Genomic DNA, 21,150 nt, shown 5'->3' with positions numbered 1-21,150 from the left:
TTCGCCCATGGGTGAGGCCGTAGACGAGTGGTTCAAGCGGGAGGTCGTCGTGCACGAAGCGGCACTGATGCGCTTCCTGCGCCGCTGCTGGCCTCACGCGCAGGACCTCCACGACCTGCGCCAGGAAACCTACATTCGCGTTTATGAGGCCGCGGCGCGTTCCCGACCGCAGCAGCCGAAGGCGTTCCTGTTCGCGACCGCCAAGCACCTGATCGCCGACCGGCTGCGACGCCAGCGGGTCGTGACCATCGACACCGTGGGGGATTTGGAAACCCTGGACGTCATTATTGATGACGTCTCTCCAGAGCGACGGCTCGGCGCACGTCAGGAGTTGCGCGAGCTGGCGCGGGCGTTCGATCAGCTACCCGCAAAGTGTCGCGAGACTGTGTGGCTGCGCAGGGTCGACCGGCTCCCGCAGAAGCAGGTGGCCGCTCGCCTGGGCGTGACCGAGAAGACCGTAGAAAAGCATTTGATGAAAGGCATGAGACTGCTCACCGAGGCGCTCTTTGGCGCGGGCGCCTCCGATCAGAGTGAGGATGAAGCACGCAGGCACGAGAGCGGACAGGCACGTGAACAGCAGAACGATTGAAGAACAAGCTGCAGCGTGGCTCGTCCGACGCGATGGCGAGAGTTGGAGCGACGCGGACGCCGCGCAACTCGCAACGTGGCTCGAAGAGTCCACCGCAAATCGCGTCGCCTTTCTGCGTCTCGAAGTAGGTTGGGAGCAAAGCGAACGCTTGAATGCTCTGGGTGCCGGCAAGCCCCGTGGCGTCGTGCCACCGCGAGGCGAATGGCGCGTTTCTCCGCTCTTCAAGCTGCGGCAAGCAGCTGCCTCGCAGCGTCAGCGCCGCTTCCGACCGTGGCTCGCATTTGCAGCCAGCCTTCTCATCGCTGTCCTCGGTGGCGCGTATTTCTTGCTGTTCCATAGCGGCGAAGACTACGTCACGCCCATTGGCGGCGTTGCTTCGATCCCGCTACGCGATGGCTCGAATGTGACTCTCAACACCGCAAGCAAAGTGCGCGTGGCGGTGAGTGACGGCGAGCGGCGTATCCGGCTCGATCGAGGCGAGGCGTACTTCGAAGTCGCCAAGGATCCGAGTCGGCCCTTCGTGGTGATTGCCGGTAACAGGCGCGTCGTGGCGGTCGGGACGCGATTCTCGGTGCTCAGGGACGGAGATGAGATTCGAGTCGTCGTGACCGAAGGCAAGGTTCGTGTCGAGTCGACCGATGCGCCTTTGGATTTCGAATCGAGCAAGGGTGGGCCTTTGTTGCTCGCCGGTACGATCGCGCGAGCCTCCAGCACGGCGGTCGTCGTGGAGGCCAGCTCGCTCCAACGCGCTGAGGAGATGTTGAGCTGGCGCGGCGGCTATCTGATCTTCGATGAAACGGCGCTCGCGGACGCCGTCGCTGAGTTCAATCGCTACAGCGCTCGCAAGGTCTACATCGACGATCCGGCCGTGGCCGCGCTTCGTATCAACGGCAAGTTCCGGGCGACCAACGCCGATGCCTTCATCCGCGTGCTCAGAGACGGCTTTGGCATCCAGGCGAGCGTTTCGGACGATCGAGTCGTGCTTTCTTCCAGCCCGTGAGGGCGGGATTTCGCCAGTTGCTTCGTCACAATTCCCAACGGCACTTCAAAATCATATAGCCGACACCGGAGGGGATGATGAAACAGGTCGTGGCCAGGCTCAGCGGCATTGCTATCGCGTGCACGATTTCACTGGCGGCTCAGGCTGCGGTTGCGCAGTCGGAAGCTCAACTAAAAATTCCAGCCGGAGAGCTCATTCCCGCGCTGAAGTCGCTCGCGACACAGCTCGACATCGAGCTGGTCTATCAGCCCGAACAACTGAGGAACATGCGCACGGATGGCGTGCAAGGAAATTACTCCGCGCAACAAGCCACCGCGATCTTGCTCAAGGGAACGCCGCTCGAAGTGCGCACCGATGTTTCCGGAGCGATGGTGATTGCACCCGCGATCAAGCAGCCATCCGCACGGACAGCGCAGCCCGCGCTGTCTCGCATCCGCCTCGCTCAAGTCAGCACGCCACCCGCTTCGTCAGCAGCGGCTGAGAATCCCGCGAGCTCGCCGCAGCTGGAAGAGATCGTGGTCACCGGAACATTGATTCGCGGGCTCGAGCAACCGACCGGCAGTAATTTGGTCAGCGTCAGCGAAGAGCAGATACAAGCGACGGGCGTGTCGTCGGCAGTCGAGCTGCTGAATCGGACCGTCACGCAATTGCCATCGTTCAATTCACTGCCGTCCGGCACGGCCGACTTCGGCACGGCAACCACTCGCATCGGCTTGCGGGGTATCGGCACGACCACCGGCACCGCCGCCGGCCAATCCGCGACGTTGGTGCTGTTCAACGGCCATCGCATCGTTCCGGTCGGCATCCTGAGCACCGACCCGGATCCCAATCTGATTCCCTCCGACTTGCTCGCCGGTGTCGAGGTCATGCCGGATGGCGGCTCGGCCACGTATGGCTCCGATGCGATTGGCGGCGTGGTGAACTTCATCACCCGCAAGCGTTTCGACGGCGTGCAGTTTCATGGCCAGCAGGGCATGGCCGAGGATTACAACGAAACCAATGGCAGCTTGACCGGCGGCACTTCCTGGGATCGAGGCAGTGCGGTGCTCAGCCTCGCGTATACGAATCACGATGCCTTGTTCGGCAAGGATCGGGACTATGCAACGTCGGATTTCACGGCGCACGGCGGCCAGGACTTTCGCTCGACGACTTGCGAGTTCGGAACATTTACGGTCAACGGCCAGCTGTACACAGGAGCGTCGTCTGCCCCTGCGAGCGCGCGTCCGAAATGCGATCCGACCGACTACACGAGCATCTATCCATCCGAGAAACGCTACACAGCGTTTGGATACATCGAGCAGGAGCTGAGCGACACGCTGAAGTTCAGCATGGATGCGTTCTACTCAGCCCGCGAAACCAAGATATATACGGACACGGCGAGCATCCCAGTCTCGATGACCATCACGAACGCCAATCCGGCATTCCGCCCCGTGGCAGGCGAGACGTCGCAAACCGTTGCTTTCAACTACGTTCGCGCCATCGGGCCGTTCCGCACTTCCAAGCAGGACTTCGATGAATATCAGTTCTCGCCCAGACTGGACTGGCGGCTGAGCGACGATTGGAATGTCCGTGCCGATTTCATCTATGGTCGTAGCGATGCCACGAATCGCGACCGTCGCGGATTGAATGGCGCCGCGATCAATGCCAACAACGTCAATCCTTACGATCCCGCGCTGACCGATCCGAGCCTGCTGGCGACGCTGGTTGACAACGAGTTCTACAATCAAGGCGTCAACACGCTCACGAGCGGCCAGCTGGTCGCGAATGGCTCGCTGTTCACTTTGCCCGGTGGCGATGTGCAGATCGGCGTCGGCTCGGAACTGCGCCGTCAGGAACTGAAGGCCACGACGTTCCAGGGAGCGATCGATTCGTTCGCCGGCGTTCGTGAGTTCCCAGTGCATCGGACGGTGACTGCGGGCTTCGCTGAGTTGCAGGTGCCGATCGTGGGTCATCCCAACGCCATGACGGGCGTGCAGAGTCTGGATTTCAACGTGGCCCTGCGTTACGACGACTACAGCGACTTCGGCGGCACGACCAATCCTCGCTTCGGACTGGACTACAAGCCCTTCGACGACCTGCGACTGCGCGCCAACTATCAGACCAGCTTCGTCGCGCCCAGCCTCGCCGACAGCGGCAACAAAGTAGATACACGATTGCAGCTTGCGACGCTGGCACCCAACGTCTATCGGGCGTTCATCGCGGGGGCGGGCGTCAATCTCAAGCCTCAAGAAGCCAAGACCTTCTCGTTCGGCGCCGACTGGACTCCCGAGCAGATCGACGGGTTGAGCGTGAGCACCACTTACTGGCGAACCCGAATCGATAATCTGGTCAGCCAGGCCTTGTCCGCATTCGGCGGCTCGGCGGCGGCCTCGGCAACGCCGTACAACGTTTGCGGCAGCGGCTTTCAAACGCTCGTGCCTTCCTCGAGCGGCCCTTGCTCGCTGGATTTCCTGACCAGCCTGCAAGATATCTTCGTGCGGATCGACAATGCGGCCGCGCCCGGCGTTCGCACGCTCAGCGATCTGTTCGCGCCGGGGGTGACGATCTCCGCGGTGATCGATGCGCGGCGGAATAACTTCGGCAGTGCCAAGCTCGAAGGCATCGACAGCAATGTTTCTTACGGGCATGACGTCGGCAATGGCCGCATCGTCGGCGAAGTGGGCGGGACCTACAATCTCAAGCGCGACATTTCGTCGCTGGCCGGCGGCGTCTTCATCGACTATCTGAGCGGCGGGGCGGTACAAGCCGCGCCTCGTTACAACGTGTTCGCCTCGATCAGCGCTAGCTCCGGCCCGTTCAACGGGCGGCTCACTGTCAGTCACAATGCGGGCGTCGACATACCGCTGGCACGCGCGGTGGCGATCAATCAGACGCACATCGAATCGTTCACGGTGGCGGATCTGTTCCTGAGTGCCACGCTCGGCGATATCACGGTTCTGAAAGACACCGCACTCGAGTTCGCGGTAACCAATCTGCTGGATGAGGAGCCGCCGTACTCGGGCGCTCAGCCGAATGCACAGGCGAGCGGCGGCTTCGAGAACGGCGGCACGCTGGGGCGGATGTTCCGCTTGGGACTCAGGACGAAGTTCTAACTCATGACTCGGCGCTTGCTTCGTGTGGGTCTCTTGGGCCTGATCTTGGGCGCGGCGGGAGCCCTTGCCGCGCCTGAGCAGGATGCTCTGACGGCTGGATTTCTCGATCCGCCAAACAGCGCGCGTCCACGGGTCTGGTGGCATTGGATGAGCGGCAATGTCAGTGCCGAAGGTGCGCGCCTCGATCTCGAATGGATGCAGCGAATCGGCATCGGCGGCGTGCATGCCTTCTCCGGCGGCAAGCTGCCGTCGACTCCGGTCGTCGCGAATCCACAACCTTTCATGAGCGAAGGGTGGCGAGAAACATTTCGACAATCGCTGGATCAGGCGCATGCCGCTGGAATGGAAGTGGGCATCGCCGGCTCTCCGGGATGGAGCCAGACCGGTGGGCCGTGGGTGGCGCCTGCGGACGCGATGAAGAAATATGTATGGAGCGAGACGATTATCGAAGGCGGTCGGCCGTTTCGCGGCAAGCTGCCGGCTCCGCCGCGCGTGACAGGTCCGTTCCAAGACAAACCACTCAAAGATCCAAAGGGCGAGGCCTACGGCGACGTGGCCGTGATTGCGTTTCCAACGCCGTCGCTGGAGCGCGCTCTTCCAGCTGCGAAGTGGATCGGCAGCACAGGCGTCGATAATCTGGACGTGATTGCTTCAGGCGATTTTTCCAAACACGAGCCGATCAAGCTCGTGCCGCCGGCCGATACTCATCAGGTCTGGATCGAGGCCACCTATCCCAAGCCGGTCACGATTGGCGCCGCGTCCTTCAGCATCGAGGAGGGCGCGAACGTCACGATTCAAGCAGAACAACCCTCAAAAGGTTTTCGTACGATCGGTGCGGGTGTCATCGATGCGCCGCTCGGGCCGGTCGATCATCCCGGCGCACAGGAAACGTTGGCCTTCCCGCCTGCGACCGCGACGCGCTTTCGATTTCTGCTCAGTCCCGCTGAGATTCGACCGCGCGGCATCCTGGGAATGTCGAGAGACGGTACTGCAAAACCCATCGCTTTTACGGTAGCTCAGTTGCGCCCGATCGGCGGAGCACGCATCAACGGCTTCGAAGCGAAGGCCGGCTTCGAGCCTACGATTCAGGCCGACGCGGTCGGCTCGCCGAACGTGCCTCGCGATGCCAGCATCGATCGATCGAAGGTGCTCGACCTCACGACCCGGCTCAGGCCAGACGGCTCCCTCGACTGGACGCCCCCTTCCGGTCGATGGACTGTGCTGCGCCTGGGCTGGTCATTGACGGGCAAAGTGAATTCGCCCGCCGAACCGTTGTCGACGGGATTGGAAGTCGACAAGCTCGATGCCGGGGCGGTGCGTCGGTATCTCGCCAGCTACCTGGATTTATATAAGGACGCGGGCGGCGGGCGACTCGGGCCGGAGGGCGTGCAAACGTTGCTGACCGATAGCTGGGAGGCGGGCGTGCAGAACTGGACGCCGGCCCTGCTCGATGAGTTTCGCGCCCGCCGCGGTTATGACCCGATACCGTTCTTGCCGGTGCTGGCAGGTCGGGTCGTCGACAGCAGCGATGTTTCAGAGCGATTTCTGTTCGACTTCCGACGGACCTTGCAGGACCTCGTTGCCGATCATCACAACGGTGTCATCGCAAGCGAGCTTCGCGCGCGAGGCATGAGTTATTACACCGAAGGATTGGGTGACAGCACGCGCGGCATTGTGGATGGCATGACTCTGAAAGCCCGCGCCGATATTCCCACGGCCGAGTTCTGGTATCGCCCGTTCGCGACGCTGCCCGGCCAACCGCCGCTGAAAGCGGATCTCGAAGAGGCGGCGTCGGCGGCTCATGTCTATGGCAAGACGCTCGTCGCCGCCGAAGCGCTCACGGTGGGAGCGCCGCTGGATCCGTGGGCCTTTTCGCCGGCCATGCTCAAGCCGGTGGCGGACGAGATCTTTGCCCGCGGCGTCAATCGCATTCTGTTGCACGAATCTCATCATCAGCCGCTGGTCGATGCGAAGCCGGGCTTGCGGATGTTCATCTTCGGTCAGTTCTTCAACCGCAATGACACCTGGGCCGAGCAGGCCGCGCCTTGGGTGACTTATCTCGCCCGATCTTCCTTCCTGTTGCAGCAGGGCCGCTTCGTCGCCGATGTGGCGTATTTCTATGGCGAAGAGCGCAATCTCACCGAGCAGTTCCTCGAACGCTTCAACACGGATGTACCGAAAGGTTACGCCTACGACTACATCAATCCGGAAGCACTGCTGACGTTGTTATCGGTGCGCGATGGTCGCATCGTTACGCCTAGCGGGATGAGCTATCGCGTGCTGTTTATCCCCGATCAAGTACGGCACTTCACATTGCCGACGCTGCGCAAAGTACGGCAGCTGGTTGCAGATGGAGCGGTGCTCGTCGGCAAGAAACCTCTCGGCAGTTTGGGGCTGCAAAGCACTGACGCTGACGTGGAACGCATTGCGCTGGAGCTTTGGGGCGAGAATGCGACGGAAGGGCGGCGAGTGGGCAAAGGCCGGGTGTATACGAATCTGCCAGCGGCGCTCGCTGCGGAGCAGATCGTTCCGGACGTTGCGTTCGAAGGGGATGACGAGCTGCTGAGTCTGCATCGTCGAACGGACGACGCGGACATCTACTTCGTATCGAATCAAAGCAACTCCGCGCAAAGCCTGCGTGCGCGATTCCGCGTTGAAGGCCGTGCTCCGGAAGTGTGGCGCGCGGAGACCGGTTCGATCGAACAGATAAGTTATGAGAAAGTGCCCGATGGCATCGCTGCGCCGTTGTCGCTCTCTCCACACGAAGCGGTGTTTGTCGTCTTCCGCAAGCCGGCGACGACTCCGTCCTGGACCGCGCCTACCGTTCAGCGCACGACGGTTGCGTCGCTCAATGGCCCGTGGCAGGTATCGTTTGAACAGGGGCGAGGCGCGCCACCGACCGCCACGTTCGATCGGCTCATCTCGTGGCCGGAGTCGAGCGATCCGGGCATCAAGTACTTTTCAGGCGCGGCGATATATCGAATGGATGTGAAGGCACCGCGTGACTGGCTCGAGTCCGGACGACGGATCGAGCTCGACTTGGGCGAAGTGCGTGAGCTGGCAGTCGTCTCAATCAACGGGACGCGGGTTGCGACGGCCTGGCGCCCGCCCTACACGGTCGATATCACCAGCGCGCTGAAGGCCGGGGCGAATCGACTTGAAGTCGAGGTGGTCAATCTCTGGCCGAACCGTCTGATCGGCGACCGACAGCCGGGCATGAAGCCGATTGCCTTCGCGCCCATGTCGCCTTACCAGGCGGACTCGACGCTGCTGCCCTCGGGCTTGCTCGGGCCGGTCAAGATCGTGGCGGTCGATCCGAAGCGCTGACGAACCGCCGCGTCTGTGGTGGAATACGATCCATCTTCGGTCTGCGCACCGACGTCTGGATCGGGTCATTGGAAGAAGCCTCTAACAGCGCCCCCAAGGTCGAACGGCGGCAGCTGGTGAAAAACACCGCTGCCAGGCTGCGCGATCTCGTGCTTTCCCGCGAAGTGGGCACCAACCTCGGCTCGCTGAAAGACGTCGCGCAGATGCTCGGGGTCGGCATCGTGACCTTGCAGCAGGCGGCTCGCATTCTGGAACACGAGGGCTTGTTGTCGGTTCGCCGTGGGCCGGGCGGCGGCTACTATGGGACCCGGCCCGATGAAGCTGCACTCGAGCGCGGGTTCGCTGCGTACCTGCGCGTGCACGGCTTCAGCTATCGAGAGTCGCAGCGGTTACTTGCGCTGCTGGATTGTGAGCTCATGCCGGCGGCCGCGCGCTGCCGCGACGAAAGTCTGCTCAAAGTCATGCGTGAGTTGCGCGATAGCGTCGACCGATGCGACACGCCCGAGCTCAGGGTTCAATTGGAAACAGAGCTGCGTCGGACGCTGTTCAAGATGGTGAGTCAGCCACTGATCGAATTCGTCGTGCGCGTCACCGGCCGGCTCTACACCCATCCCCGCGCGGTCATGCTATTTGGCGGCGAGGAGGGCGTCGCGGCCTGGAAGCTGGGTCGCGCCCGGATCTTCGACGCGATCTTGCGGCACGACGAAGAGCTGGCTCGATTCGAAGCCGAGCGCTATCGCAAGGAAGTGTTGGCGCGCCTCGACCACTATCAGGACGAGGAGCCTGCCGCGGACAAGGAATGATCTCGTCAGGGCCGTAGCACCCAGCCGCCATCGGCATGCATCACCTGGCCAGTGATCCAATCGCCCGCCGACGAGCACAGGAGCAGGAGCGTTCCCACCAGTTCATCGGGCTGACCGCGCACGCGCATTGCCACGGTGGCCTCGAGCAATTTGATAAAAGGTGAATCGTCGGGCGTGAGCAGCTTGCCGGCGTCGCTCATGGTGTTGCCGGGCGCAATCGCGTTGACGTTGATTTTTTCCCGCCCGAGCTGACGTGCGAGCGTCGTCGTCAATCCGACCAGCGCCAGTTTGCTCACGCCGTAGACCGACATCGCAGGAAACGCGCCGGCGGACACCTGGTTCACGATCTTGCCGCCGCCACGGGCACGCATGAGCGGCACGACGGCTTGCACGCAGTTGAGCGCGCCAGTCACGTTGACGTCCATGATCCGATTCCATTGCTCGATGGGAATATCCACGGCAGGCAGATAACCGAGTTCCGCCATCAATGCCGCGTTGTTCACGAGAATATCGACGCCACCGAAGGTCTCGACAGCGGCGCGGGCCATGTTTGCAACCGATGTGGGCTTTGTGATGTCCACCTCGACGCCGATGGCCGTGCCGCCTGCAGCTACAATTTCCCGCGCGACTGCATTCGCACCCTCTGCGTTGAGATCCGCCACGACCACGGCGGCGCCAGCCTGCGCTAATCCCAGCGCGTATGCGCGCCCAATGCTATTGCCGCGTCCGCCTGCGCCTGTCACTACAGCCACTTTGCCGGCAATGCGAAACTGATCGACAGAGAAAGTCACGGGATCTCTCCTGGGGCGGGAACGCCGCGTTGGATGAGTTCGAGAAATGGCAGGGCCACACTTTGAATGGGCGCAAACGCCGGATCGGCGTCGAGCACTTCACTGAGCAACCGCACGTCCTTCAGCAACAGCTTTGCGCCGTGAGCGAACGCGTAGGGGTCGGGAAGGCGCGCATACACATCGAAGCCGAAGCTGCGGCCGCTGCTGGCCTTGACGATTTCTTTCAATGCTCGTCTGTCCAGAGCGAGTGCGTCGCCCGCCGTGAGGGCCGAGTGCGCGAGGGCGACATGCGCGGCCATGAGTGCGTTGTTGACGAGCTTGGCCATCTGGCCTGCGCCGACCTCGCCGACGCGAACGATCAAGCCGGCGAAACATTCGAAGACCGGCCGCGCTGTCGAGAATGCAGCCTCGGAGCCGCCACACATGACGGTCAGCGTGCGGGCTGCCGCCGCGGGTCCGCCGCCGCTGACGGGAGCATCGATGAATGCAATTTCTCGTTCGGCTGCTCGCTGAGCGAGTGCAACGACCGTCTGAGGATGAACGGTCGAGTGAACTGCGAGCAGGCTGCCGGGCTTCATCGTGCCAAGCAGCTGATCGCAGACTTGTCGAACGCCCGCGTCGTCGACGACGCATACACCCACGTATTCGGAGCGGGCGCCGAGGTCGGCTACGCTTTCGGCCCGCGTAAATGAAATGTCAGCAAACGGCGCGTAAGCCTCGGCTCTTCGCGCCCACAACCTGACTTCGTGGCCTGACTCGATCAAGCGTCGCGCCATGGGGCCGCCTTGACTGCCGAGTCCGATGAAACCGACGCTTGCCATGGACGTCAGCCCGCGGTGATGCCGCGATCGATGGAGACAATCGATCCGTGATAGCCACGCCCCGCGTCGGAGGCGAGGAACGCGATCATGTCTGCCACATCGTCCACTTCGACGAGCCCGCGCAGACCGGAGTAACGTTTGATCAACGCATAGTCGACCTCCGGCGGCATCTTCAGGTTCTGAGCGATGTTGGTGAGCATGCCGCCCGGTGCGACCGCGTTGAAGCGGATCGGCTCGTTGATGTATTCCATCGCCAACGCCTTGGTCATGTGATTTAAACCGGCTTTGGTGGCGCAGTAGGCGACTGCATACGCTTCACCGACGAACGCAGCGGAGGACGTGACATTCACGACGGCGCCATTGGCTTGCAGCAGGTGAGGGATGGCTGCCTGAATGAGATAGAAGGGCGCGCTTAGATTGACGGCCAGGGTTTTCTGAAACTCCGCGGCGGTCATCTCGTGCGCGTTACACATCACGATGATGCCCGCCACATTGCACAGCGCGTCGAGCCGATCGAATTCCTCAACGGCGCGTGCAACGGCTTGGCCGCAATTGCCGGGCTCCGAAAGATCGGTGGCATGAACGAGGGCTCTGGTGCCAGATTCGCGTAACAGCGCGGCAGTTTCTTCGAGGCCAGCGGCGTTGACGTCGACGATACAAACATCCGCGCCGGCCTGCGCGAGTTTGATCGCAGTGGCTCGTCCCAGTCCCGAGGCGGCACCGGTGACCAGCGCAGCCTTGCCTTTCATGTTGGTTGGAGAGGGCATCTGACTGTGAGTCCTCGTTATTGGTAGGGCAGACCCTTGGCCACGCGTTCGCCCATTTCGAACACGACGGCTTGCAGGACGGAGGCGCGCGGCCAGCCGCCATGCACGGCGTACTGCAAGACGAACTCATGCATCTCCGGCAAGGTCGCGTTGCCGCTGGCCATGGCTGCGTAGATATGGGTCCGAATAGGAGTCGTCGACGACGAATCGGCGACGCCGACCAGCGTGACCCAGCGTCGTGCGCGTTGATCGAGGCCGGGACGCATCCACATCTCGGCGAACACAAAGTTCAGAATGCCGCCTTCGAAATAAGGAGCATTCGGCGGCGGGGCGGGGAAGATCATCACCGATTTGAAGTTCTCCGCGCCCGCGCCCAGGCGCTCCTGGGGATCCCAAGTGGCATCGCAGATCGGATCGAACGTCGGCTCGTCGAGTTGCAGCGTGTGGGCTACGCGTGTGATCGCGGCGTTCATCGCAGTGCCTCGCGACCAGCCCGCGTAAACGGCCAGATGCAAGGCCGCTTCACGCAACTCAGTCACGGTGAGCGCTTCGCATGTCAGGGCGCCACGTATGTAACCATCGAGCACGTCCGGTCGACCGCCTTCGCAGGCAGCGCCGGCAATGGAGATCAGAAAGCGCGAGCGGCGGTCGAGACCGCTGCGAGTCCAGATTTCCGAGAACACATAGTCTCGCCACGACGCGTCCAGCAGTGTCGAGGGCTCATCGACGGGCGCTGCCAGCAATTCCGACTGCTGTTGCTCGCCGATGCGAATACGTTCTGCCGGATCGCGCAGAGTCATCGTGCTGCCTGCGGATTGGCGAGATTCATCCAGACATTCTTGGTCTGCAAGAACTCATGCAAGCCCTGTTCGCCGCCGAGCCGTCCATAGCCGCTTTGTTTCATCCCGCCGAACGGTGCGTAGGGCTGCATGCCTTCTCCCGATCCGTTGACTTGCACCATGCCGGCTTGCATCTGACTGGCCACGTGATGAGCGCGTCGCAGGTTTTGGGTGTGGATGTAGGCACCCAAGCCGTAACTGGTGCCGTTCGCCATCGCGATGGCTTCGTCTTCGGTGTCGAACGGCGTGACCGCCAGTACCGGGCCGAACACTTCATGTTGAGCGACCGCGCTGTCGGTATCGACATCGGCAAGGATCGTGAGAGGAAGGTAGTAGCCATCGGCGTGGTCGCCGCTCAGTCGCTCGCCGCCGGTGACGAGGCGGGCGCCGTCTTTCTTTATTGCTTGCCCAACGATCCCGAGGATTCGTTGTAGCGACGTTTCGGAGATGATCGGACCCATGATGGTCGCGGGATTCAGTGGATCGCCGACGCGAATGTGACCCGACATGCCTTGAAGCATTTTTAAATACGGCTCGTAGATGGAGCGCTCGACCAGCAAGCGCGTGCCATTGACGCAGCCTTGTCCGCTGACACTGACGGCGCCGGCGAGCCCGCGTCGAGCGGCTTCCTGCAAATCCGCATCGGCGAACACGATCACCGCCGACTTGCCGCCGAGCTCCAGGCCGCACGGCTTGAGCGATTCGGCCGCCGTTTGCAGGACTTTCTTCGCCGTCGCGCCGCTGCCGACGAACTGAATCTTGTCGATGCCGGGATGTTTCACCATGGCTTCGCCGACCTCGGCACCGCCCGCAATGACATTCACGACGCCGGCAGGAAAGCCCGCTTCCCGAAACAATTCGCCGAGACGCATCACCGTGAAGGGAGCCAGCTCCGGGGCCTTGAGCACCACGCAATTGCCAGTCGCGAGTGCAGGCGTGACGACCATGGTTGCCGCAAACAACGGACCGTTCCACGGCACGATGGCGCCGACGACTCCGTAGGGTTCATAGGAAACGTAGTTGTGCGCCGGGCCGCCCCATGAGCTGATGGTTTCGCCCTGAATCTTGTCGGCCCAGCCGGCGAAGTAACGAAATTTCTGGATGGCATCGACGACGATGTGCGGCGTCACCATGCTGACCGAGCCGTTCTCGAGCGTGCAGAGTTGCGCGAATTCCGCTGCGTGCTGCTCGATCAGTGAGGCCATCTTCAACAGCAGATCGCGCCGTTTGTTTCCAGCCAATGCGCGCCATGCCGGGAATGCGCTACGAGCGGCGCCAACGGCGCTCTGGACGTCGTCAGCGGATCCGAGCGTGAGCTCGCATGTTTCGCGACCGTTCGCGGGATAGATATGTCGGTGCCGGCCGCCGGAGCCTTGTTCCAGGCGCCGGTCTCCAATGATCAGCGGATGGCGGGGCAGGATCGCCGTGTCCGGACTGCCGAAGCCCATGAGCTCCCCCTACATATATATGAGTGGTGCGGCCAGATCGGCCGGGGGAGATATTAGTGCATGTAATTATCGATTGAATGACTCCAGGCGACACGGATTGGGGTTGAGGCGGTTATTTATGTGCACATTTATAGGTCGGTGGCCGCGAACGCGGCCAGCGTGCCCGCGTTGGCCAGCGTCGTTCATATCCGGAACGACGACCGGCTCGTTTGTTTCCGTTACTTCGGGCGTCCTGTGAATCCCGCTTGGGTCCGCAATTCGTCGGCGTTGAGCAGCAGACCTTCGAGCATGACGATGCGTGTATGTCGCAGGTCGCCGATACGCACCGAGGGATTGCCTTCCACTAGCAACAGATCGGCCACCTTGCCTACCTTGATCGAACCGGTGCGCGCGTTTTGACCCACGAGTCGCGCGGGCACGATGGTCGCCGTCGCAAGCGCCTCGGCGGGTGTGAAACCGGCTTGCTGATAAATCTCGAGCTCATGGACGAGCTCGAACCCGGTCGAGTCGGTGCCGGCAACGATCGGCACGCCGGCTCGATGCAATCGCCCGAGCAGCTCGATCATTTTCTGCCAGCTCGCGCGATAGTCAGCACGCGTCAATCCATTCGGGACTTTCAATCCGCCGATGCGGAGGGCGCGCTCGGTTGAGGTTGGCATCGTGCCGAGATACGGGATCGCGGCCGTCGAGAACTCGCCCTGTTCGGTGGCGATCAGTCCTTCGAACACGACCATGGTGGGATCGGCGTAAATCCGTTTCGCGGCCATGGTGCCGATCAGTTCCTTGAAGGCGGGACTGTCCAGATCCAGGTCCTTGGCGTATCGGCCTGGGCCTTCGACTCGCAGGATGCTGTTCGAATGTTTCACCACGTCTTCGGGCATGCCCTGCATGATCAACCAATTGATGTGCGTGATCTCGTCGTAGCCTGCCTTGATCACGTCCATCGGCCGCAGACCCACCGGCAGATGACCGTGCACGTGCAGACCAAGCTTGTGCGCTTCGGCGATGGTGGCGGGTAGCCAGCGCGGGTCGAATGATCCGTAGATCTTTACGCCGTCGAAGTCGTTGGCCTTGGCGCGACGAACGTGCGCGATGGCTTCTTCTTCGCTGGTCGCGACGTTTGCAATTTGCGCGGTGTAGGGGCCTTTGCCATCGATCATCGACGACAGATACATGTGTGGGAACAGCAGTTCGCCAGCGGCGCGGCGAGTGCGCCGGTCCACGCTCTTCTTGTCGTCGTTGCCCGGGTCGCGGATGGAAGTCACGCCGAAGGCGAGCGATTGGATGCCCGAGTAGTCATCGCTGGCATGCTTGTGGGCGTCCCACAGCCCGGGAGTGAGCGTCATTCCGCGACTGTCGATGATCTCGGCCCGCGGAGGAATCGTTGTGGTCGCGGCGTTGCCGACGGCGGCGATGGTTTGATTGCTGACGATCACGGTCTGGTCGTCGAGGAATTGCAGATTGTCTGCGTCGAACATGCGCACATGAGTGAACGCGACTGGAGTGGCGGGTTTACGCGCCAGTGTTTTGGCTAGCTCCATCGATTTCTTTCTCGAGGCTGCGGCGCTGAAGGCCTGCATTTTGTTGGCTTCGCCGACATACGCTTCCGGGAGCCAGGTCAGGTAGCCGTAGGCCGTCATGGAGAAGAAGCGGCGCTGCTGATCGGTCCAGAAGAGCTGCGGTGTGGCGTTCAGTCCGGTGAGCGTCCAGAGATCGATGGTTTGTCGGGTCGCGCCCGTGCCGACGACAAGATTTCCCAGATGCTCGGCACGTGCTGTGCCGCTCGGAAGCAGATCAATCTGCCTTGAGGGGCTTGCGATCAATTGTTCGAGCAGCCAGGCCGTGGATTCGATGGGCCCGCTGTTTGCTGAATAGAAACGACCGGCGGCGGGGGCGGAGCCTTCATCGACGGGGCTGCGCCATTTAGCCTCGCCGTTGTTCGTGGTGAATGTTTCCTCGACGTTGCCGGTGGGGATGGTGCCTGTGACCTTCATCATTGCCGGCACGCCGCTGCCATCGGCGCGCCCCTCGAAACGCCACTCCCAGCTCATTCCGCGCATGGTCATCGATTCACGGTTGTGTCGCGTGCCATCGGCCGCAGTCCAGCGCCAGGAGTCGCCCTGCTTCGCGGCGACGGACGAGATCACGAAGTGCTGCGCGTTCTTGGGAATCACGTCCTCGGCCGCCGCCGGACTGGTGAACGAAGGCAGAGCGCCGGCGGTCGCCGCCGGACTGGCGGGCGAGAGTAGAGCGACGGCGGACGCGGCCGGATTGGTGGACGAAGGCAGAGCGCCGGCGGCCGCCGCGGGACTGGCGGGCGAGAGCAGAACGCCGGTGGCCGCCGCGGGACTGGGGGGCGAGACCAGAAGGCCGGCGGTCGCGGCCAGAATGACGTGGAGCGAGGTTCGAAACATTGGCGAGCTCATGCGGTGAAAGAGGATTTGCTTGATGGCGGGCTCAGGCGGTAAAGGTGAATTTGTTCGATGGGGGGGGCTCATGCGGTGAATGTGAAACCGTTCGATCATGGCTGCTCGAGCGAGCGCTTCTCAGCGGCGACCATATCCGCGACATCGCGAAGTAATGCCGGGGCGTCGTAGACGATTCCATCCTTGATCGTGTAGCGCACACCGCCGACGCGCTCGGGCTCGTTGGTTTTTGGGTTCAGGCGAAGGTGTTGCGTGCCGTAGAGCACTTTGAGATTGGCCAGTGGGTTTTCGGGCACGATCACCAGGTCGGCGAGCATGCCGCGTCTCACCATGCCGAACGGCGCGGGTTCTGCTTTGGGCGCGTAGATCGAGGCTGCGCCTTCAGAAGTTGCGGCGCGCATGATCTCGGCAGGAGTGAAGCCGGCTTCGAGGAAGATCTCCATCTCTTCGACGTAAGAGAAACCCCAAAGCTTCCAGATGTAGCCGGCATCCGTGCCGACAGTCACGCGGCCGCCGAGATTCTTGTAGTCATTCATCAAGCGCCCGTACAGCTCATAATATTTCTTCCACGCCAGCTCGCGCTCGCTGGTCCAGTCATAAAAGTAAGAGCCGTGATACTCGCGATTCGCCTCGAAGAACCGCATCAATCGAGGCAACGTATACGTAGGCAGCCACTCCGCAGTTCGCGCCTTCATCAAGTCGCGAGAGGCGGCATAGATGACGAAGGTAGGATCGAAAGTCACGCCGCGCTGAAGCTGGCGGTCGAGATATCCGCGCCACTGTGGCGTGTCGGGGCCGTAGATGTGCTCCCGAATATTCGCGACTTCGCCGAAACGCATCGACTCGTCGTCATTGTTGTAGTCGGCGGGGAAGGGCTGGAGGGTGACGTCCTTCAGCAGGCTCTCGAAATGCCCGTAGAAATGCGTGACCGTGCCCAGGCCGGCCGCGCCGGCGTCATCGGCATTGAACGACCCGACGTTGTTCTGCGATAGATGCGCGACGGTGCCGAGTTTCAGCTTGCGGGCTTCATCCAAAGCGGCCCGGTCGATCTCAGGCGTTTCGTCGCCTCGATTAAAAAACTTCACGCCGTCGAGTCCCACGGCGGCGGCCCAGCGCATGAACTCGCGGGCCTTCTCGGGTGAATCGATGCGTCCCTCTTTCCAGCCTTCGCCAATGCGACCATAGGCGAAGAGGCGAGGAGCGACGATCTCGTTCTTATCGCTCCGCCGCTTCTCGCTGAGCGCGGTGGTGACATCGGCAAGAGGAACGCCGCGTACCGTCGTCACGCCATGGGCGAGCCATAATTTATAGGCGTACGAGAGGTCGGGTGCCTTGGAGAGCTCCGCGCCGTGACCGTGCGTGTCCACGAAGCCGGGCAGTAGATACATTCCGGTGGCATCGATCTCATGATGGAAGTCGCGAGGTTCGCGATTGGGCTGCAACGGCACGCCCGGCGTGCCGGCCGAACGAATATTCGAGATTCGATTGCCTTCGATGATGATATCGACCGGACCGCGCGGCGGACCGCCTGCGCCATCGATCATCGTTACGCCGCGGATCACCATTCGTCGAAAGGGGCCCACGCCTTCGCCCGGCTTGCGCGCCGGCGCTGGAACAAAGCGTTGACCTTCGGCCGAGCTCCACATGGGAGGCAGAGGATCAGCGTGGGCCGAGTGACAGAAGAGAAGGGCGGCAATCAGTTTGAGAGCGAAGCGGGTCCGCTGCATGGACGGTCCTCTGTTCAGGGGTTCTTGACGCGTGAGATGTACGCAACGACTTGTTGTTCGAGCACATCGAGCGGCAGCGCGCCGTTCGCAAGCACGACGTCGTGAAAGTCACGAATGTCGAAGCGAGTGCCCAACGCGGCTTCGGCCCTGCGTCTGAGCTCGAGAATCTTGAGATGGCCGATCTTGTAGCTGGTGGCCTGTCCGGGAACGGACAGATATCGATCGACCTCGCGGCTCGCATCCAGATCCGACAGCAGCGTGTTCTCGCGCAGATAGTTCCTGGCCTGCTCGCGCGTCCAGCGCTTGGCGTTGACGCCGGTGTCGGCGACGAGTCTGGCCGCGCGCAAAGCGTCGCCGGCGAGCTGGCCCAGTTTCGAGTAAGGATCTTGGTAAATGCCCAGCTCGTCGCAGAACGACTCGGCATACATTCCCCAGCCTTCGCCATAAGCAAAGTAGTTGCCGCGGCGGCGGAACTTCGGCAGATCCTCCAGCTCGCTGGCGAGGCTGAACTGGAAGTGATGACCCGGCGCGCCCTCGTGACACGCAATGCTCGCCAGCTGCGGTTTCAACGTCTGGGACAGATCGGCGAGATTGATGTAGACGATCCCGGGACGCGAACCATCCGGTGCGCCGACGTTATAGAACGCGATCGGTGCGCTGGCCTCGCGCCACTTTTCAACTGCGCGCACTTCCAACTGAGCTTTCGGTAGACGACGAAACTTCGCGGGCGCCTTGCTCATCACTTCGTCGACCACGGCGCTCGCATCGACGAGATATTCGGCGCGGCCGGCCTCGCTGTTGGGATAGTGGAACTGGGGCGCTGTTTTGATGTGAGCGAAGAATTCCTGAAGGCTCCCCTGGAATTCGAGCTTGCGCATCAGTGCACGCATCTCTTCTTGAATGCGAGCCATCTCCTGTAGACCGATGTTATGAATCTCGTCGGGGCTCAATGCGGTCGTGGTTGAGATCGCGACTCGCGATGCGTAGTAAGCAGCGCCGTTCGGCAATCGCCACACGCCGTCATTGCTGGATGCGCGCTTTGCGACCGATTCCAAGGTGGCAATGATGTGCTCGTAGCCGCGTCGGAACGGCCCGCGCAAGGCGGCTTCAGCGTCGGCGAGCAATCTGTTGCGGGCTGCGCCTTGAACGTCGAGCTTGCTTAGCTTGGTCTTGAAGTCCGCCCACAAGGGCGTGTCAGGTCCATCGACGAACGGCGCGCCTGCGATGACTTGCCGGGCGCTCGAGATTGCCGCTTCGAAAATAAATTGCGGTTCGATGGCGCCGCTCGCTGCGCGCGTGGTCAGGTCGGCCGAAATTTCAGCCATGACCCGTTCAACCTCGCGTAGCCGAGACACATATGCCTCGGCGTCGGCCGTAGTGTCGATACGATGATTGTTGATGAGGAACAGCGGCAGATTGCTGGTCGGCATATCGAGCGCCGAGAACACGAATCGGTGTCCGCGCCAGCGCGTCGTCTGTTCGAACCGGTCCACATCGCCCTTGAAGAGCTGATACGACAGTCGGGCCTGCGGGCCGAGGGTCGCCACGTCGAATTGACGTTCCAGCTGCGCTCGCTGCCCCAGGAGGAATCTCAGCTCTCGTTCGGCGCTGGTCGGAGTGTAGTCATCCAGCCGACCGTACTCGCGCTTGAGACCCAACAGGGTCATGCGCTCGGGCGAGAGCGCGACCCGGGTGTCGTAAGCGGTGTCGAGAAAAGCCTTCAGCCGGGCATCCTGATCGTCAGTCCGGGCCGGAGCGGAGGCGGCGAGGACGGGCGCCGCCAGGAGCAGCAGGGCCAGCACTGGGGTGCGTTTCATGGTGATGATTTCTAAGGAATTGTGAGGAGGGCGCCGGGCAGGGGCGCTCCTTACCTACGACGCGTGACGGCGCTGTTTCCGCGGTCGAGAAATTTTTCTTGCGTCGGGTCGACGGAATTTCCCGCGCCGTTCATCATTGTTCTTGATAGGGGTTGTTCAACACTGGTGCGACGTGGGGCAGAGTCGAGCCGAGTTCGTTGGCTGGGTGGGAAGAAACGTGCTTCCGCACGAAGGCGATGTGCGCAATTGGCTGAGCCGGCGCCTGCCTTCGGCGGCGGCCGTGGACGATGTGGTGCAGGAAGCCTATTGCCGGCTGGCGGCGCTGGAGAGCGTCAGTCACATCGCCAGCGGCCGCGCCTATTTCTTTCGGAGCGTGGCCAACATCGTCATCGAGCAGGTGCGCCGGTCGAAAGTCGTGCACATCGATTCGTTCGCCGAGATCGAGGAGCTGGACGTGATGGACGATGCGCCACCGCCGGACCGGATCGTCTCGGGCCGGCGCGACCTGGCGCTGGTCGGCAGGCTCATCGCCGGGCTGCCCGAGCGCTGTCGACGAGTGTTCGAACTGCGACGCGTGTACGGTCTGCCGCAGCGGGACGTCGCCGAACAATTGGGAGTGAGCGAGAACGTGGTGGAACAGCAATCCATCCGCGGCCTCAAGTTGATTTTGAAGGCGCTCGCGGAGGCGGGCGCGGAAGACATCGTGCCGTCGAGGTTGACGAAATCGAGTGAGCGAAGTGGAACCCGCAGCAAAGATTGATGAAGACGCCGCGGAATGGGCGGTGAAACGAGAGACGCACAGCGCCGATCCGGCGTTCGTCGCTGAACTCGACGCTTGGCTCGCCGCCGATTCGCGGCGGGTCGGTGCGCTGCTGCGTGCTGAAGCGGCGTTGAGTTATCTCAATCGCGGCCGGGCACTCGCTGGCGGGCAACCGGACGTTGCTCCTCGCGTCGGTCGGCGAAAGTTGCTCATCGGCGGCGCCATTGCGGCGCTGGCGGCGAGCGTCGGCGGTCTGGCACTGCTACTACCGCAGGAACAAAGCATCGGCACGATGATGGGCGAAGTTCGCAAAGTACCGCTGTCCGATGGCTCGCTGGTGGCGGTGAACACATCGAGCGAGGTTGTCGTCGCGCTGACGCCGGAGACTCGCAAGCTCTCGCTCGTGAAAGGCGAAGCCTGGTTCAAAGTCGCTCATGACACGCAGCGGCCGTTCGTGGTCGAAGCCGGTCCGGTGCGAGTCCGCGCGTTGGGTACCGCGTTTTCAGTGCGTCGAAACGAGAGTGGCGCGGACGTGCTGGTGACCGAAGGCACTGTGGAAACATGGGCCGTCGGCGAGGAAAACCATCGCATCAAGCTGTCGGCGGGCAACAAGGCAGTGCTTGGCATGGGACGGCCCCCGCAAGCGGTGGCGGCAAACGATCAGATTGAGAATGAGCTCGCGTGGAGGAATGGCGAGATCGTGTTGTACGGCCAGACGCTCGCCGACGCGGCTGCCGAGTTCAATCGTTACAACGCACGCAAGGTCGTCATCTCGGATCCGCAACTCGCCGCCGAGACGATGGTCGGTCGATTCAACGCGGACGAACCTGAGGCATTCGCTCATGCGGCGGCACTCGCCACGGGCGCGCGTGTCACGCAGACGGATTCGACATTGCAGTTAACTCGCAATCCATCACGGTAGGAGATCGATCGCTCCGGTGCG

The 21,150-nt window shown here is 62.3% G+C and carries 15 protein-coding genes; 7 read left to right on the top strand and 8 right to left on the bottom strand.

The window, feature by feature from the left end; all coding sequences use genetic code 11:
- Window positions 1-7: 7 nt before the first annotated feature.
- The 5 genes from ACFPN2_RS25865 to ACFPN2_RS25845 all read left to right on the top strand — a co-directional run bounded on the left by ACFPN2_RS25865 (window position 8) and on the right by ACFPN2_RS25845 (window position 8,811).
- Window positions 8-589: an RNA polymerase sigma factor gene (locus ACFPN2_RS25865; protein WP_380602015.1), complete on the top strand. Its 582-nt coding sequence runs from the start codon at window positions 8-10 to the stop codon at window positions 587-589.
- Window positions 570-1,589 (top strand): FecR family protein, encoded by a 1,020-nt coding sequence (locus tag ACFPN2_RS25860; RefSeq protein ID WP_380602013.1) that lies wholly within the window; start codon window positions 570-572, stop codon window positions 1,587-1,589. The genes ACFPN2_RS25865 and ACFPN2_RS25860 overlap by 20 nt, the downstream gene beginning before the upstream one ends.
- Before the next feature lie 74 nt (window positions 1,590-1,663).
- Complete coding sequence (locus ACFPN2_RS25855) at window positions 1,664-4,681, top strand: TonB-dependent receptor domain-containing protein (protein ID WP_380602011.1); 3,018 nt, start codon at window positions 1,664-1,666, stop codon at window positions 4,679-4,681.
- A gap of 3 nt (window positions 4,682-4,684) precedes the next feature.
- Window positions 4,685-8,008: a glycosyl hydrolase gene (locus ACFPN2_RS25850; RefSeq protein WP_380602009.1), complete on the top strand. Its 3,324-nt coding sequence runs from the start codon at window positions 4,685-4,687 to the stop codon at window positions 8,006-8,008.
- Window positions 8,009-8,076: 68 nt separating this feature from the next.
- On the top strand, window positions 8,077-8,811 hold the full coding sequence (locus ACFPN2_RS25845) for a FadR/GntR family transcriptional regulator (protein ID WP_380602007.1): 735 nt from the start codon (window positions 8,077-8,079) through the stop codon (window positions 8,809-8,811).
- A 5-nt stretch (window positions 8,812-8,816) separates the two neighbouring features.
- Here ACFPN2_RS25845 and ACFPN2_RS25840 read toward each other — a convergent pair whose 3' ends face one another.
- The 8 genes from ACFPN2_RS25840 to ACFPN2_RS25805 form a co-directional block, all read right to left on the bottom strand.
- The gene (locus tag ACFPN2_RS25840) at window positions 8,817-9,602 is read right to left on the bottom strand and encodes an SDR family oxidoreductase (protein ID WP_380602005.1); all 786 of its coding nucleotides are present in this window, start codon (window positions 9,600-9,602) and stop codon (window positions 8,817-8,819) included.
- Window positions 9,599-10,423, bottom strand: coding sequence for an NAD(P)-dependent oxidoreductase (locus ACFPN2_RS25835; protein ID WP_380602003.1), 825 nt, complete (start codon window positions 10,421-10,423; stop codon window positions 9,599-9,601). The genes ACFPN2_RS25840 and ACFPN2_RS25835 overlap by 4 nt, the downstream gene beginning before the upstream one ends.
- 5 nt (window positions 10,424-10,428) lie before the next feature.
- Entirely contained in the window at window positions 10,429-11,190 is a 762-nt protein-coding gene (locus ACFPN2_RS25830) for an SDR family NAD(P)-dependent oxidoreductase (protein ID WP_380602001.1), read from the bottom strand.
- A gap of 17 nt (window positions 11,191-11,207) precedes the next feature.
- Window positions 11,208-11,990, bottom strand: coding sequence for a carboxymuconolactone decarboxylase family protein (locus ACFPN2_RS25825; protein WP_380601999.1), 783 nt, complete (start codon window positions 11,988-11,990; stop codon window positions 11,208-11,210).
- Window positions 11,987-13,477, bottom strand: a complete 1,491-nt coding sequence (locus tag ACFPN2_RS25820) for an aldehyde dehydrogenase family protein (protein ID WP_380601997.1) — start codon at window positions 13,475-13,477, stop codon at window positions 11,987-11,989. The genes ACFPN2_RS25825 and ACFPN2_RS25820 overlap by 4 nt, the downstream gene beginning before the upstream one ends.
- A 218-nt stretch (window positions 13,478-13,695) precedes the next feature.
- On the bottom strand, window positions 13,696-15,891 hold the full coding sequence (locus ACFPN2_RS25815; protein ID WP_380601995.1) for an amidohydrolase family protein: 2,196 nt from the start codon (window positions 15,889-15,891) through the stop codon (window positions 13,696-13,698).
- 107 nt (window positions 15,892-15,998) lie between these two features.
- Window positions 15,999-17,549: an amidohydrolase family protein gene (locus ACFPN2_RS25810; RefSeq protein WP_380601993.1), complete on the bottom strand. Its 1,551-nt coding sequence runs from the start codon at window positions 17,547-17,549 to the stop codon at window positions 15,999-16,001.
- 95 nt (window positions 17,550-17,644) lie between these two features.
- The gene (locus ACFPN2_RS25805; RefSeq protein ID WP_380601991.1) at window positions 17,645-19,447 is read right to left on the bottom strand and encodes a DUF885 domain-containing protein; all 1,803 of its coding nucleotides are present in this window, start codon (window positions 19,445-19,447) and stop codon (window positions 17,645-17,647) included.
- A gap of 217 nt (window positions 19,448-19,664) precedes the next feature.
- Here ACFPN2_RS25805 and ACFPN2_RS25800 point away from each other — a divergent pair, with 217 nt between their 5' ends.
- Both ACFPN2_RS25800 and ACFPN2_RS25795 read left to right on the top strand, forming a co-directional pair.
- Complete coding sequence (locus ACFPN2_RS25800; RefSeq protein ID WP_380601989.1) at window positions 19,665-20,207, top strand: RNA polymerase sigma factor; 543 nt, start codon at window positions 19,665-19,667, stop codon at window positions 20,205-20,207.
- Window positions 20,176-21,129: a FecR family protein gene (locus ACFPN2_RS25795; protein ID WP_380601987.1), complete on the top strand. Its 954-nt coding sequence runs from the start codon at window positions 20,176-20,178 to the stop codon at window positions 21,127-21,129. The genes ACFPN2_RS25800 and ACFPN2_RS25795 overlap by 32 nt, the downstream gene beginning before the upstream one ends.
- Window positions 21,130-21,150: the final 21 nt, after the last annotated feature.

The sequence above is a fragment of the Steroidobacter flavus genome, assembly GCF_042651805.1.
GTDB classification, from domain to species: domain Bacteria; phylum Pseudomonadota; class Gammaproteobacteria; order Steroidobacterales; family Steroidobacteraceae; genus Steroidobacter; species Steroidobacter flavus.
Note: the sequence above shows the minus strand (reverse complement) of the source record. Positions and strands in the feature narration are given on the sequence as shown.